Annotated in this window: 14 protein-coding genes; 6 read left to right on the top strand and 8 right to left on the bottom strand. The window is 36.7% G+C overall.

The genetic code is table 11. From position 1 onward, the window contains the following. Positions 1–91 precede the first annotated feature (91 nt). Together IPM56_02040 and IPM56_02035 are read right to left on the bottom strand one after the other, a co-directional pair. Entirely contained in the window at positions 92–2293 is a 2202-nt protein-coding gene (locus tag IPM56_02040) for a VWA domain-containing protein (GenBank protein ID QQS36763.1), read from the bottom strand. A gap of 90 nt (positions 2294–2383) precedes the next feature. Next, the gene (locus IPM56_02035; GenBank protein ID QQS36762.1) at positions 2384–3511 is read right to left on the bottom strand and encodes a VWA domain-containing protein; all 1128 of its coding nucleotides are present in this window, start codon (positions 3509–3511) and stop codon (positions 2384–2386) included. 775 nt (positions 3512–4286) lie between these two features. On the opposite strand from IPM56_02035, the gene IPM56_02030 reads away from it, so the two are divergent. After that, entirely contained in the window at positions 4287–5633 is a 1347-nt protein-coding gene (locus IPM56_02030) for a phosphomannomutase (protein ID QQS36761.1), read from the top strand. Between the two features lie 74 nt (positions 5634–5707). Here the strand turns inward: IPM56_02030 and IPM56_02025 are convergent, their stop codons facing one another. Together IPM56_02025 and IPM56_02020 are read right to left on the bottom strand one after the other, a co-directional pair. Next, positions 5708–6229 carry a DUF2911 domain-containing protein gene (locus tag IPM56_02025; GenBank protein ID QQS38201.1) on the bottom strand — a complete coding sequence of 174 codons (522 nt, stop codon included), beginning with the start codon at positions 6227–6229 and terminating at the stop codon, positions 5708–5710. Positions 6230–6483: 254 nt separating this feature from the next. After that, positions 6484–7620, bottom strand: coding sequence for an aminotransferase class V-fold PLP-dependent enzyme (locus IPM56_02020; protein QQS36760.1), 1137 nt, complete (start codon positions 7618–7620; stop codon positions 6484–6486). A 168-nt stretch (positions 7621–7788) separates the two neighbouring features. Between IPM56_02020 and IPM56_02015 the strand changes: the two genes are divergently transcribed. The 4 genes from IPM56_02015 (at position 7789) to IPM56_02000 (ending at position 13590) form a co-directional block, all read left to right on the top strand. Beyond that, positions 7789–10248 (top strand): AAA family ATPase, encoded by a 2460-nt coding sequence (locus IPM56_02015; protein QQS36759.1) that lies wholly within the window; start codon positions 7789–7791, stop codon positions 10246–10248. Next, positions 10245–11684: a pyruvate kinase gene (gene pyk, locus IPM56_02010; GenBank protein ID QQS36758.1), complete on the top strand. Its 1440-nt coding sequence runs from the start codon at positions 10245–10247 to the stop codon at positions 11682–11684. The genes IPM56_02015 and pyk overlap by 4 nt, the downstream gene beginning before the upstream one ends. Positions 11685–11723: 39 nt before the next feature. Beyond that, positions 11724–12740, top strand: a complete 1017-nt coding sequence (gene amrS / locus IPM56_02005) for an AmmeMemoRadiSam system radical SAM enzyme (GenBank protein ID QQS36757.1) — start codon at positions 11724–11726, stop codon at positions 12738–12740. Between the two features lie 76 nt (positions 12741–12816). Next, positions 12817–13590, top strand: coding sequence for an SDR family oxidoreductase (locus tag IPM56_02000; protein ID QQS36756.1), 774 nt, complete (start codon positions 12817–12819; stop codon positions 13588–13590). A 1-nt stretch (position 13591) separates the two neighbouring features. On the opposite strand, the gene IPM56_01995 is transcribed toward IPM56_02000, so the two are convergent. Beyond that, positions 13592–14203 carry a threonylcarbamoyl-AMP synthase gene (locus IPM56_01995; GenBank protein ID QQS36755.1) on the bottom strand — a complete coding sequence of 204 codons (612 nt, stop codon included), beginning with the start codon at positions 14201–14203 and terminating at the stop codon, positions 13592–13594. Positions 14204–14513: 310 nt separating this feature from the next. Between IPM56_01995 and rpmB the strand changes: the two genes are divergently transcribed. After that, positions 14514–14753, top strand: coding sequence for a 50S ribosomal protein L28 (gene rpmB / locus IPM56_01990; GenBank protein ID QQS36754.1), 240 nt, complete (start codon positions 14514–14516; stop codon positions 14751–14753). Between the two features lie 75 nt (positions 14754–14828). On the opposite strand, the gene IPM56_01985 is transcribed toward rpmB, so the two are convergent. The 3 genes from IPM56_01985 to IPM56_01975 are packed head-to-tail and all read right to left on the bottom strand — an operon-like array spanning position 14829 to position 16020. Next, positions 14829–15272, bottom strand: coding sequence for a 50S ribosomal protein L9 (locus IPM56_01985; protein QQS36753.1), 444 nt, complete (start codon positions 15270–15272; stop codon positions 14829–14831). A 17-nt stretch (positions 15273–15289) separates the two neighbouring features. After that, positions 15290–15520: a 30S ribosomal protein S18 gene (locus IPM56_01980; protein QQS36752.1), complete on the bottom strand. Its 231-nt coding sequence runs from the start codon at positions 15518–15520 to the stop codon at positions 15290–15292. A gap of 14 nt (positions 15521–15534) precedes the next feature. Then, entirely contained in the window at positions 15535–16020 is a 486-nt protein-coding gene (locus tag IPM56_01975; GenBank protein QQS36751.1) for a single-stranded DNA-binding protein, read from the bottom strand. Between the last annotated feature and the right edge of the window lie 19 nt (positions 16021–16039).

Raw genomic sequence — 16039 nt, 5'->3', positions numbered from 1 at the left:
GTTTTTATAAAAGAGATACTTCCGGCGGGCACATAGTGAGTAAGACGGTTTCTTAACAAAGTAAAGAAACCGTCATCCGATCACAAAAATTTTATTCAAAAATTTCGTAAAGAATATTATTGTGATTGAACCTTACATTCCTCCCAAGTGCTAAAAATTGAGTTGTTTCAGGTTCTTTCTTCATCAATGAAAAATATTCTTCAGAGTTGAACTGAATTCTTTTCTTTTGCTGTGGAGTTTTTACCTGTAGATCACTATCAACCCAGTAATTACCTGATTGGTAAACTGCTCTTCCCAAAATATTTCTTACCTGCTGTGAAAGATTTTGTACAGAACCATCTGAGTTTTTGTAGTTCAATCTGTCATTACCCTGCTGGGTTTGTGAGTAGTTTGTTGCGCTGTTCAATCCCTGGAATTCTTCACTGACAATTACGCTGTTACGTCCACTTTTTTCTTTCATACGGTAGTAATCGGATTCCATATCTTTCTTTAGTTCAGGTTTTGGAGGAAGCGTTTGTAGATCACCTGCAAGTTCATTGCGTCGTATTCTTCTGTCTTCATCTTCAAGAATCAAATAGCTGGTGTATGGAGTTATTATCCCAAACTCACGTGCAAGCGAAGTAACTTCATCGACAAGTTCTTTGCTTTCACCATTTAGTCTTATTAGATCAAGCAGATATCCAATTCTTCTCGAAGCCCAGATTGGGGCGATGAAATCATATTCGTCATCATCTTCAAAACTAACTTTGGTTTTAAATTCTTTTTGCTTACCATTCACATACCCGCTTAAAGTCACACTAACATTTCCTTTGCCCTTATATCTTCCAAATACAATTAAGTTTGAACCTTTAAAAAGATCAGGCAGGTTTTTAGGATAAAGTTTCGATACTGAAATACTTTTATCAAAAGTAAGTTTTAATTCACTGAGAACGGGCGACTGAATTTTATCATAAAAATTTGAGACCTTGATTTCTATATCTTCATCCTCACCAATATATGTTCTGTAGGCGTTTGTTTCTTCGGTTATTCTGTCGAGCAGATGAGTGTTGATTTCATTTCCGATTCCGAACGTAAAAATTCGGGTGCGTTCTGAATTTGATTTTACGATCTTCATTAATAATCGTTCATCTTCTGTTTCACCGATTGTGGGTTTGCCGTCGGATAAAAATATTATGAAGTGTGGTCTGTTAGAATTTGTTTTCGTTTTTGCTGCAAGCTGAAATGCTTCTTCTATATTTGTTCCGCCTATAGCCTGAAAATCATTAATGAATTCTTTCGCTTCATTCCTGTTACTTTTGTTAGCTGTTTCAAGTTTACTAAAAAGTGAATTGGCTTCCGTTGAAAATTTTATTATCTCAAACCTGTCGCCTTCGTGAAGATTGCTTACACAGTACAACAAAGCTTTTTTTGCCTGTTCAAGTTTTTCACCAGCCATACTTCCGGATACATCCACTATAAAAGTTAAATCTTTTTCTTCAATCTGATTTTTATCAACCTCAACAGACGGCGAAGCGCTTAAAAAGAAATAACCTTCTCCTCTTCCTTTTTTGTAAGTAAGAACCGAAAGTCCAACCTGTGAAGAATTTTTGCTGAAGTATAATTTGAAATCGATATCGGGTTTTACATTCTCTCCTTCATAAGTTATGATTGAACGGTAATCGCTCCTGCTGACTATATCCACTTCGTGTGTGGGGCAGTAAATGTTTTTTAGTTTTTCATCTGATTTCAAATCAACTTTTACTGAAACATTTTTTAAAGGCTTAGCTGAAAACTTTTCTGTGTTAAGAGGATAGATATATTCATACAAGTTGTTATCCTGCTCAACTATCTGTGTATAGCTTATCGATATTTTCTTTTCACTGCGCGGTTCTATTGGAAATATTCTCAGCTTAAAAATATTTTGTTCAGAATATTCTAATAGAGCCGGGTCACGCATTTGCCTGACGATGTCTTCATAGATATTTCTTGCTTTGTTCGCATCGAGTAATTCCGCTTTAGACTCTTTGCCATTTATCAGCATTGTGAAATTATTAATCACAGCACCTTTAGGAACAGGAAAAATGTAAAAACCCTCAAGCTGGTGATGGCTCGGGTTATAAAATGACTGGTCAATCTTTGTAACAGCAGTTTGTCCGTTTATATCAACATTAACTTTATGATAAACCACTTCAAGCGGGAAAGGATTTGGAAGCGGGTTTGGTCTTGGGATTACAATAAACCCATCCGCAAAACTTTGGCTGCTGAATACAAAAGCGAATAAAAAAAACAGCGAATAAATATTTTTCTTTTTCATTTCATCATTCCTGATAAAGAGGTTAATAATCTTTTCAAAAACTGATATTGTAGGGGCTCATACTATGCGCCCTACGTATCATCGGGAATATTATTTACTGAATGAAAAATTCTTCTGCTTTGCCTGTTCACGTATTGTCTTTATCATCACCGCATCAAGTGTGTTATCATTTTTATTCTCAAGCATTTTTTGTGCGACGTATTTACTTCGTTCATCATTTAGCTGATTAATTTTGCTTTGAATACGTTCCCGTTCTTTTTCCATTTTATCAATGTATTCTTTGCGTTCCTTTACACTCATCTTTTTCATTTCATCAGGGAGTTCTTCGTCTTTTAACTCTTCAACTTTCAACGTTCCTTCTTTCTTTTTATCAACCAGATCCCATGCTGAATTATTATACTGCACACCTGACTTTGTAACCGAACGATTTACCATAACTTCTGAACTTACTCCCATCGAGTTTGCATCCTGTTCAGCCTGCCGATTCTTGTATTCATCACCTTTCTTCCCGAAAGCGATATATGTTTTATTCAGTTCCTGTCCGAGTTTTATTATTTCATCATCCTGCGGAGCTTGTATGTAAACCATTTCAGCATTGTGATCGATGTGCATATATTTTCCATCAGTCAGATCGGCTCCATCCTTCCACATAGTTTGAATGCCTTCCTGGTAACCACCGCAAAAGATCGTGTTCACAACTATTCCGTTCTTGATTGCCTTTTTACAGGCTTCTTTATAATCAACATTACCTTGTGTGAACGGTTCATTGCCCGCTATGAAAATTATTTTGAGGTCATCATTCGATTTATTCCACTGAAGATTATTTACCGCATTCATAATAACTCTTCCGCAATACTCGTCGCCGCCGTTTGTTTTAAGCTTGAATAGTTCTTCTGAAATTTTATCAAGATCCTGAGTAAATGGGACGATATTTCTCAAGTGACCTTCGTTTGATGGAATTGCGTCTTTACCATATTCATATAGAGCGACATATAAATCGGTTGAATGCCCGTTCTTTTTAGAGGTAGCTAGTTCATTAACAATTTTCCATAACTGGCTTTTTGCCTGGTCGATAAGTCCATCCATACTATTGCTTGTATCTAAAAGGAGTGCAAGTTGAATTGAATTTTTCTTAGCGGGTTTTAAATCTGCTTTATGATTTGCAATCAATTGAAAAGAAAAGCAGACAGCTAAAACTAACGTTATCACCGATTTCATATTTTCCTCCGGTTGAGTTTTTTATCAATAATAAAATTGAAACTTAAACCTGAGTAATGTTAAGTTTGTTCCAAAGTCACAAATTTTGGGTAAAATACAATGAGGAGCAGTTAAGGAAATGTTGAAGAGAGTATAAATTTTCAACGTCTTTAATACGAACAGGTTTAGCTCGTATTAAAGAATGAATGGAAGCAATAACAATTTATATATAGGAATCCGGCTGATAGAGAGGTTCTACTTCCCACTCATCTTCTACGGTACCTACACAATGTGAACACTTTGGGATGTTGAAAACAACTTTTTCTTCGTTGGGAGCTGCTCTTACAAAATTGAGTATTGTTTTACAGCTTGAACATTGAACAATGTGCGAAGTAGTTGTTTTCGCGCTGCAACTGGGACAAATAAATCCCAACTCCCCTGGTGTTTCTTCCGGGTTTACCAGGAATATTGAGTTACACTTAGAGTTGTTGCATTTAGCGAAGTGCCATTTAACAGTATCTTTAGTAGCGATAATTCTTTCCCTCATATTTTGATGGCGAAACATAAACACTAATAATTAAAAAGTCTATTGAAAAAATTTGCCCTGAGAGATTTATCGAGGAATGAACCGAACGAGTCCTTTACATTTTCGCAACCTAAAGGTTGCGGCTACAGGATAATATATAATACGAGTAAATAAGTCGGATATGATTTTTGATGAATCAGCCTGAATTCTTTAAATTGGCTCATCAAAAAATCAAATTACTAACCATCAATTGAATTTACCGGAGAAAGAATGGACAGGATTAATTGCTTCAAAGCCTATGATATAAGGGGCAAAGTACCATCAGAATTAAATGTCGATCTTGCTTATAAGATCGGAAGAACTTATGCAACCTATCTGAACGCTTCATCAATATTGATTGGCAGAGATGTTAGAAAAACATCCCCCGAATTAGCCGAAGCACTTTCTAAAGGATTAAATGATGCCGGCTGCGATGTTATTGATCTTGGACTTTGCGGTACAGAAATGATTTACTTCGGAACTCCCTTCTTAAATGCTGATGGCGGAATAATGATCACCGCAAGTCACAATCCGCCAGAATACAACGGGTTGAAGTTTGTTAAACGCGGTTCAGTTCCGGTTGGCTATGACTCAGGTTTAAACGATATCGAAAAGAAAATTTTAAATGATGAGCTTGGACCTTTAAGCGGTAAAAGAGGAAAAGTAATTCCAAAAGATATTCTTAAAGATTTTATCGATAACCTTAAAATGTTTTATGACCCCAAAAAGATAAAACCATTTAAAGTTGTGGTAAATGCCGGAAACGGTTGCGTGGGACCAGCGCTCGATGCAATTGAAGGAAATCTTCCCATCAAAATGATAAAAGTTTTTCACGAACCTGATTCAAATTTCCCGAATGGAGTTCCCAATCCCCTGCTTGTTGAGAACAGGCAATCAACAACTGACGCAATGAAAAAACATAATGCTGATCTTGGTGTTGCATGGGATGGTGACTATGACCGATGTTTTTTCTTTGATGAAAAAGGAAATTTTATTGAAGGTTATTATATAGTCGGGCTTCTTGCAAAATCGATTTTAAAAACTAATCCCGGTGAAAATATTGTTCACGATCCGCGTCTTACCTGGAACACTCTAGAGGTAGTCAAAAAAAGCGGCGGAGTCGCTGTTCAATCACCAAGCGGACATGCTTATATCAAACAGAAGATGAGAGAAGTGAATGCTATTTACGGTGGAGAAATGTCCGCGCATCATTATTTCAGAGATAATGCTTACTCTGACAGCGGTATGATTCCCTTCCTGCTAATTATGCAATTGATGTCTGAAGAGAACAAAACTCTTGGTCAGCTTGTTGAAGAGATGATCGCGGCTTATCCCTGTTCCGGAGAAATTAATTCAACAATAGCTGATCCTGCGGGTAAGATAAAAGAGATTGAAGGGAAATATTCCGATGGTAAAAAAGATATGACTGATGGAGTCAGTGTTGAATATCCTGACTGGCGATTTAATCTCCGTATGTCCAACACAGAACCTATACTCCGGTTAAATGTTGAAAGTAAGGGAAGTATTAATTTGATGGAAGAGAAGACAAAGGAATTGTTGGGGATAATAAGGAAGTAATTGTTCAATCTGGGCTTAAGGAATGTCAGTCTTCGTTTTGTGATAAATGAAGACTGACATTCAAATATATTATATCACTCCAAATTCACCTTTATCTCAAAAGGTATTTTTAATTTATCCCATTCAAGTTCAAGCACGGCTGAGTTGTCACTCTTTTTCAGAAATGCATAAGACAGCCACTCCTGGAATCCGTTTGCAACTGGTTTAACTTTTACTCTTAATACATCTTCGGCTTCGTTGTATTCAAATGCACCCCACTGGTCAGCTACTTTATTAAAGATGAGCGTCCATTCTTTTTCACCGGGTATCGCAAAAAAACTATAAGTGCCCGCCGCAAGTTTTTTACCTTCAATCATTACCTCGGTACTGAATGTTATTTTAGTCGCTTCATCAGCGCCGGCTCGCCATACCTTACCGTAGGGGACTAACTTTCCCCATACTTCTCTTCCTTTAACACCTGGTCTGCTGTATGATACAGTTACATCTGTAAACCCGATAGTCTGCATCACGCTTGCTTTGGGACTCACTCTCACTTTTTTGTTTTGTGCAGTCAGTTCCGTCACTCCTGAAATAAATATAATACAGATGATTGCCATCGTTACTTTTAGTGCTATTCTCATTTGGTTAACTCCTGTTTATGTTTTCCATTTTTATTAGCTGACACTCAAATTTAATTATTATTAAGAAAAAAACATGCTCAATTATTTGTAGTGTCCTAATTTCACAATTAGTCATCCCGAACTTGTTTCGGGATCTACATTATAGAAAAGATTCTGAAATAAATTCAGAATGACAGATTGGATATTTAAATCTATAAGTGAAATTGGGGCACTATTCATTTATATTTTGTTTAAGTTTTCTGTACGCCTCTTAAAACCTCAACTACCCTGTCAATATCATCTGTTGTGTTATAGAAGTGCGGAGAAATTCTTAAAACACCTTCTCTCACAACAGTAAAAATTTTTTCGGTGGTTAATGCTTCAAAATATTTTTGACACTCATCTGATTTTATACTTACAATTCCTGAAAGACTTTCGTGTGGCCGATTGAATAATTGTGGCTTCAATCCTATCTCATCAAGCCGCTTTATAAAATATTTTGTGTTTGTAATCACTTCCTTTTCAATTTCATCAAATCCAAACTGATTGAATAAATCCAATGCCGCGCTCAATGCGTAAACTCCAATCACTGAAACTGTTCCTGTCTGTAATCCTTCTGATGAAGGTTTTAATTCAAGTTTATAATCGAGTAAGTTCCATGCATCCTGAACACCAAGCCAACCTACGTATTTGGGATTAATTCTTTCCTGCAATTCTTTTGAAATATAAATAAATGCAAGTCCCTGTAAACCAAGCATCCACTTTTGTGTTCCGCATGAAATGAAATCGATTTTATCCTTCACAATATCCAATCTTAACGCACCAAGTCCCTGAATTGCATCGACAGAAAAAATGATTCCCTTTTCTCTGCATACCTTCCCTATCTTTTCAAGATCAACTCTGAAACCTGATAGGAACTGAACCATACTTATGGCTACAAGTTTTGTCCCAGGTTTTATACTGTTAATTACATCTTCTGCGGTAACAATTCCATTTGATGATTTTACAAAATCAATTTCCACTCCTTCATTTTGGAGATTCATAAACGGATAAACATTTGCCGGAAATTCTATATCGTTTAGAATTATCCTGTCGCCTTTCTTTAGACATAAACCCTGTGCAAGATAGTTTAATCCGTTTGTTGTACTGTCTGTAAAAGCTATTCTGTCGGGGTTGGAATTGATCATAGCGGCAATTCCCTGTTTTACTTTTTCTGCTTCCTTCAGATAACCTTTATAGTCATCAATATTGTTTTCACTTTTATCGAAAATAAAACCGTTCAGTTTCTCTTTAACGAGGGTTGACATTGGTCCCGTTGCGGCGTGATTCATATAAATCATTCCGGTTGCGAGATGCGGAAAGTAACTTCGGGCTTTTTGCTTATCCATATTAGTCCACAAGATTTTTGTATCACAAAATAACAAAGACAAATCAAACCGGCTTATAATTCTTTTTTGAAATTCGTTAATGTTATGGTTAGATTTTAATATGAAATATGAAAGGATAAATTGAAAAAGCGAACAACTACCAAATCGTCTAAAACCACAAGGGGAAAAATGAACCAGCCAAAAAAATCCGTTCATAGAGAACTAAAGCCGGATGAACTTAGATGGAAATGCGACCCGGATATTTTTGAATTCTACTCAACCGGGGACATTGAACCGATCGAAGGAATACTCGGTCAGGAACGCGCGTTAAAAGCTATAAGGCTTGGAGTTGACCTGCGTGCGCCGGGTTACAATATTTTTATTGCAGGACTTTCAGGAACAGGTAAAGCGACAACGGTCAAAAAAGTTCTTGAAAAAATAAGTTCTGATTGTCCGCAGCTAAATGATTATGCTTATGTAAATAACTTCAAAGATCCTGATGAACCAATACTTCTCGTATTCCCTGTGGGCAAGGCAAAACAATTCCGCACAGATATTTCAAACGCAATTAATTTATTAAAGCAAAGAATACCCCAGACATTTGAAAGCGATCACTACATCGCCAGAAGGCAAAAGATCATAAATGGATATCATGAAAAAGAACAGGCATTGTTGAATTCTTTTGATGAAAAAATCAGAAAAGAAAATTTCACGCTTGGACAAATCAAAGTCGGTGATGTTGCCCGTCCTGATGTAATACCTTTAATCGATGGTAAGCCGGTTCCTGTTTATCAGTTTGAAGAGCTTGTACAGGAAGGCAAAGTTACTAAAGATGATGCTCAATCGGTTATTAAAAAGTATAACTCATACCAGCCTGAACTTCAGTCACTTTTTAAAAAAGGACTTCAACTAAGCCAGGAATTCCAGGAACAATTAATTAAGCTTGAGCGCGGTGCATCCGAAATTGTTGTTCGCGGAATTTTAAGCTCTCTTCGTGAACGTTATCCTGATCCGAAAGTTGTACTTTATTTAAATCATGTTGAAGAAAATATTCTGGATAACATTCAGATATTTAAAGGTATAAAACCTGAAGGTGATACAAGTCCTGAAGGATTTTTAATCGACTACTTCAAAGAGTATGATGTAAATGTAATTCTTGATAATAGCGAATCAAGTAATTGTCCTGTTATTATTGAAACATCACCAACGTTTACAAACCTGTTCGGAACAATTGAAAAAGTAAATGACGGACACGGCGGCTGGTACTCTGACTTTACTAAAATCAAAGCCGGATCGTTACTCAAAGCTAACGGCGGATTTCTTGTTCTTAATGTTCTTCATCTTTTTGAAGAAGCGGCTGTATGGAAAACATTAAAGAGAGTTTTGACATACAGAAAGTTGGAGATACAGGAATCGCCCGCAATGTTTTCTTTCTCTTCATCTATATTAAAACCGGAACCGATAAACATAGAAACAAAAGTTATACTTCTCGGCAGCCAATACATCTATTCTCTTTTAGCAGATCGTGAATATGATTTTAAAAAAATGTTCAAAGTTAAAGCAGATTTTGATTATGAAATTCCCCGCACGGATAAAGTGCTTGTTGAATATGCTAGGGTAATTAAAAAATTAATTGAAGAAGAAAGTCTGCTTGAGTTTGACAAAACTGCAATTGCTCACCTGATGGAGATCAGCGCGGTGTTTGCAGGACATAAGAATAAACTGACAACACGATTTTCAAAAATTGCAGACGTTGCACGCGAAGCAAGTTTCTGGGCAAAGGATGACGGGTTTGATATAGTAAGCGGTGCGCACGTTAAAAAAGCTTTTGAAATTGCTAAGGACAGGCATGGAATGCTTGAGTCAAAAATTGATTCAATGATAAAAGAAAAAACTCTGCTGCTTGATACTGATGGTGAAAGGATAGGACAGATAAACGGACTTGCTGTTTATGGCGCCGACTTTTATTCTTTCGGAAGACCTACGCGTATTACTGCAACCGTTTCACTCGGAAGCGGAACCATAATTAATGTTGAACGCGAAGCAGGAATGAGCGGACGCCATTATAACAAAGGTGTGCTTATAATTTCCGGTTACTTCAGAGAAACGTTCGGACAAAATCTTCCACTGTCATTTAATGCTAACTTAGTCTTTGAACAAAGCTATGGAACGGTTGATGGTGATAGCGCATCATGTGCGGAAATTTTCGCGCTGTTATCTACATTGTCAGGACTTCCTTTAAAACAATCGTTGGCGGTTACAGGTTCATTAAATCAAAAAGGTGATGTTCAACCGATCGGCGGGGTTAATGAAAAGATTGAAGGATTTTATGATGTATGTAAATCAAACGGCGGTGTGAAAAATCACGGTGTAATTATTCCTGCGCAAAATGTTCAGGAACTTATGTTGAAGGAAGAAATTCTTAACGATGTGAAGAAGAAAAATTTTCACATCTATCCTATCACAAGAGTTGAAGAAGGCATTGAACTGCTTACAGGAGTAAAAGCAGGAAAACGAATGCCTAATGGTTCGTATGAACCCAAAAGCGTTTTTTATCTTGTTGAAGAAAAAATAAAAGATCTTTACTCTAAATCGAGAGCAATGAAATTTACAAACGGAAGCACAGCTAAAACCAAAAAGCGAAAATGAAAAACTACCCTGATAATTTCTCAAAGACTAAAATGTTGTGCACGCTTGGTCCCGCAACATCATCACTAGGCACAATCAAGCAATTATTAAACGCAGGCACGGATGGTGTGAGACTGAATTTTTCTCACGGCAATTATGATTTTTACGAAACGCTCTACCATAATATTCACGAAGCTTGTGTCGCGGAGAATTTACCACTCGCAGTTCTTATTGATCTACAGGGACCTAAAATACGACTTGGTGAACTTTCACAACCGGAAATTTATATATCGACAGGAGACATAATAAAGATCACAACTGACGACCATATCGGTACAAAGGAAATGATCTCAACTTCTTATAAAAGCCTTGTTGATGATGCGAGAATAGGTGATAAAATTTTAATAGATGACGGATTAATAAAACTTCGCATCACCGGCAAAGAAGACAAAAGTGTGATTTGTGAGATAGAAGAAGGAGGAATCCTTCGTCCTAAAAAAGGGATGAACCTTCCGGGAATGAAACTTTCTACGGCATCAGTTACTGAAAAAGATTTCAGAGACCTTGAATTCGCTTTGAAACACCGAGTTGATTTTATCGCGCTGTCATTTGTCCGTGAGGCAGAAGATGTTATCAAACTCAAAGAATGGCTGAAGAAAAAAAATTCTTCTATTCCAGTAATTGCTAAGATTGAAAAACCTGAAGCGGTAGAAAATTTTGAATCAATATTGAATGCAGCGGATGGTATAATGGTTGCACGAGGTGATCTTGGAGTTGAAATGGCTCCCCAGGAAGTTCCTATCATCCAGAAAAAAATTATTCTGAGATGTAACGCTGTCGGAAAGCTTGTCATTACCGCGACACAAATGCTTGAGTCGATGGTTAATAACCCGGTGCCGACTAGAGCAGAAGCATCTGATGTTGCTAACGCTGTGTGGGACGGGACTGATGTTGTGATGTTAAGCGCGGAAACATCCGTTGGTAAGTTCCCTGTTCAATCAGTAAAAATTATGAATGACATTTTAAAGAATTCTGATGATCATTCAATTGAAATGATTGAACACAAAGTAGAAGTACCGTCAACACTTGAGGAAAATTTATTTGATTCAGTCGGACGTGCCATATCAATGTTAAGCAAGCAGGTTAACGCACGTGCGATTGTTGTTTTGACTAATAAAGGAAGAACTGCAATTAATTTCTCTAAGTTCAGACCGAAAGCAAAAATAATCGCACTCTCTGACAGCTTTGACACAATGAACAAACTTTGTTTACGATGGGGTGTGATTCCTGTTTATATGGATTCGATTGATAAAGAGCATATGGCAATTGATAAAGCAAAAAAAATAATTTTAGAAAACGGCTGCGTTAAAAAAGATGACGTTGTTGTGTTTGCTTCCGGCGCACCTTATTCAGATAAAAGCAGAGTGAACTGGTTACGGATTGAAGTAATAGAATAAAACAATATTGTAGTATTGTTTTCATTAGATGAGAAAAAAATGTTTGATGTAAAAGAAGCGTTATGGTGGAAGCCTGTTGAGAACGATAAAATACTTTGTACGCTTTGTCCTCGTTACTGTAAAATGGGCGATGGTCAGCCGGGCTTTTGCTATATTCGTCAAAATCAAAACGGAAAATTAATCACTCTTGGTTATGGACGACCAACTGGTTTTGCAATTGATCCTGTTGAAAAAAAACCGCTCAATCATTTTTATCCCGGTACAGACATTCTAAGTTTTGGTACAGCAGGCTGCAATCTTGGCTGCAAGTTTTGTCAGAACTGGTCGATCAGTAAAGCAAAACTTGATGATCTGAATGCTCTCGATGTTTCTCCCGAAGATGTTGTCCGGCTCGCAAAAAAATATTCAGCGCCATCAATTGCGTTTACATATAATGATCCGACAATATTCGGTGAGTATGTAATCGATATCAGCAGAATTGCCAGAGAAGAAAAAATAAAATCTGTTATGGTTACAGCAGGTTATATTGACAAGGAAGCACGCAAAGATGTCTATCAATATATTGATGCAGCCAATGTCGATCTGAAAGCGTTTACAGAAAAGTTTTACCATAAGGTTACTTTTTCGCATCTAGATGATGTGCTTGATACTTTGTTATGGTTGAAGAATGAAACCGATATATGGTTTGAAATAACTACCCTGCTGATCCCGGATGAAAATGATTCTGATGAAGAAATAAAAAATGAATGTGATTGGATATTAAAAAATCTCGGTGATTCTATACCTTTACATTTTACAGCATTCCATCCTGACTTTAAAATGATGGAAAAATCAAGAACACCGGAAGCTACACTTATTCGGGCAAGATCAATTGCACTATCAATGGGAGTTAAATTTTGTTATGTCGGTAATGTTCATAATGCAGAAGGACAGATTACTTATTGTCCTTCGTGTAAGACAAAATTGATTGAACGTGACTGGCACAAAGTGCTTCACAACAGAATTGTGAAAGACAGATGTTATAAATGCAGTTCAAAAATCCCAGGATGTTTTTAGTCCTTTCGCTTTCCCTTCAAAAGCTTCTTTATTAAGTTGATTACGGAATTTTCAAGTTTAATTGAAAGGGTTTATTGTGTACGAAATGAAAAATAAAATAGTTGTTATCACAGGAGCTTCTGCCGGAATTGGTAAAGCATGCGCATTTGAATTTGCAAAAGCAGGTGCAAAATTGATTTTGATCTCCAGAAGGATAGAACTACTGGAAAAGTTCAGTAATGATCTAAAAAAGCTTTCGGGTAATGATGTATTAAATCTTCAGTTGGATGTAAGGGATAAAAAAGATGTCGAGAATAAAATAAATTCTTTACCGGACCATTGGAAAAAAATCGATGTGCTTATAAACAATGCTGGATTAGCTCGGGGACTTAGTAAAATTGATGAAGGCAAAATTCAGGATTGGGAAGAAATGATCGATACAAATGTTAAAGGTCTTTTGTTTATGACGCGAATGATCTCCCCATTGATGGTCGAAAGAGGATTCGGACATATAATTAATATCGGCTCAATTGCCGGACATGAAGTTTACCCAATGGGAAATGTTTATTGCGCTACAAAGTTTGCCGTTAAGGCACTCACTAAGGGTATGCGGATTGATCTGCTTGATAAGAATATAAGAATAACTTCAGTTGATCCGGGAATGGTGGAAACAGAATTCAGCCTTGTACGTTTTTCCGGCGACGAAGAACGTGCAAAAAAAGTTTATGAAGGAACAAAACCATTGAGCCCAGAGGATATTGCTGACACAGTTATGTACTGTGCAACAAGACCTCCACACGTCAACATAAATGAGATAGTTGTTATGCCGACTGTCCAGGCTTCAACCATGCATTTGATAAGAGAAGCGTAGACTAAACAAAAAGGCTTACATCACCTGCGCCTTCGCGAATTACTTCAGGGGCATCTTCACTTAGATCCACAACGCTTGATGGATCTCCCTGCAGATATCCTGAAGACAGCATAAGGTCAACCTGCGATGAAAAAATATTTTTTATCTCATCCGGATTGTAAAGAATTTCACCTTTCCGGTTTGTTGCACTTGTTGAAATAATCGGGTTTCCTAATTCACCTACAAGCGATAGTGTAACTGAATGATTCGGGACACGGATACCCACGGTTCTCCTTTTACTCCATAATTTTTTAGGAACTTCTTTTGCAGCCGGTAATATGAATGTATAAGGTCCGGGTAAAAGATGTTTCATAGTTCGATAAGCATAATCCGAAACTTTTGCGTACCTGGAGATGTCTTTTAGATCCGAACACACAAAGCTGAACAGCTTGTTGGTACTGTCATTTTTAATTTCAAATATTCTTTCTAATGCTTCTTTATTAAAAATATCACAACCAATGCCATATACCGTATCAGTTGGATAGATAATTACTCCTCCTTCTTTTAATACTTTGACAGCCTTATTGATAAATCTTAATTGCGGTGTTTCAGGATGAAGTTCATAGAATTCCATAGTTATTCCCTTTCATTAGAAACTTGTTGTATAGTTTTTGGATCGTTCATTGCGTGCAGTAAAAGATTAACACCTTCGGGATTAAAGATAGCAGGGAATTTCTATTTGTCAAATTATATGTGAGATTAAAATTGAGAGTGCAACCTATAAACTAAATTTTCCGTTTTCCTCAGTTTTTCAACAATTTGAGCATTACTGGAATATCTAAGGAAAAAGTCCATAAAAATATTTAAAAATGTTTAAGAATTTTGAACAAAATGTCCTATATTAATGGCTCAAAATTATTAAGCGTTGAATCAGGAGTAATGAAATGTCACGTAGATGCCAATTAACAGGAACAGGCCCAATAGCAGGAAACCATGTTTCTCACGCCAATAACAGAAGAAAGAGAAGATTCCTTCCGAACCTTCAAAAGAAGAGAATATGGGTTCAGGAACTGAACCGGTTTATTACTTTAAAATTATCCACAAGCGCAATTAAAACTATATCTAAATACGGTACTGCACAGATTGCACAGCTTGTGCGGGAAAACAAAGTTAAAGCAAGATAAATTTTTCCGTTTGCTATAGCCAAAAAAAAAGGAACGATCGCCGTTCCTTTTTCAGTTTTAAACCTATTCGGTAAGTTATTCTCTAACAACCCACACTTTAACTTTAGCTGCAACACTTGTGTGCAACTTAACAGTAATAGTATATATGCCAAGAGATTTTATCTGTTCTTCAATCTCAATTTTTCTTTTATCGATTTCATAACCTTTTTCTTTAAGTGCATCAGCTAACATTTGAGTTGTGACTGATCCGAATATCTTATCCTCTTCTCCTACCTGGACGGGAATGGTGACCGAAACTTTTTCAAGTTCAGTCGCAAGTAATTCCGCAGCCTTTAATTCCTGTTCCCTTTTCTTGGAAAGATTTTTCTTCTCTTCTTCAAGAGCTCTTATATTTCCTTTTAGAGCCGCGTAGGCGAGTTTACGGGGTATAAGATAATTTTCGGCATAACCGTCTTTTACTTCAACTATCTCCCCAATTTGTCCGAGTGTTTCTATGTTTTGTCTTAATATTACTTTCATTTATTCTCCTGTTTGGGCTATCGGATAGTGTCAGAAACATACGGTAACAAAGCCATATGTCTTGCTCGTTTAATTGCGATGGACAGTTCTCTCTGGTATTTGGAACTGGTACCGGTTATTCTTTTCGGGATAATCTTTCCCTGTTCAGTAGTATACCTTTGTAAAAGTTTTACATCTTTATAGTCGATGTATTTTACTTTATTCTGGGTAAACCTGCATATTTTTTTTGCTTTTATTTCTTTCTTCATTTTTAAACTTTCAATTATTTTAATAAGTCAGACTCTTCATTTGAGAGAAATTTATCGAAAGAATCTTCTGTATAATCTACAGCATCATCTGTGAACACATCAACAGTTTCTTCATTCTCGGCATCGTGTCCGTTCTCGTTTTCGTTTATTCTTCCCCTTTTATTCAAGAACTGAATTCTGCGAGCTTTTATTTCAACGATACTCCTGTTATGACCTTCCTCTGATTTCCAGCTTCTGCTCTGAAGTTCGCCATCCACTAAAACTGCAGATCCTTTTTTAAGTCTCTCTTTACAACTTTCGGCAAGTTTATTCCATGCAACAATGCCAACATAACATACATCCTCCTGCCACTGGTTAGAACTGTCTTTATATTTCCTATTAGAAGCAATAGAAAAGTTAACGACAGGAGTGTTGTTTGTCGTCTGACGAAAAATCGGGTCTTTAGTTAAATTTCCGGCGACAATTACGTAGTTAATTTCAGGCATTTTTAGATCGGCCATGGTTAATCCTCCATCTAGA

It is taken from the genome of Ignavibacteriales bacterium, assembly GCA_016700155.1.
In the GTDB taxonomy this organism is placed as follows: domain Bacteria; phylum Bacteroidota; class Ignavibacteria; order Ignavibacteriales; family Ignavibacteriaceae.
This window is presented reverse-complemented; position numbering and strand designations above follow the sequence as displayed.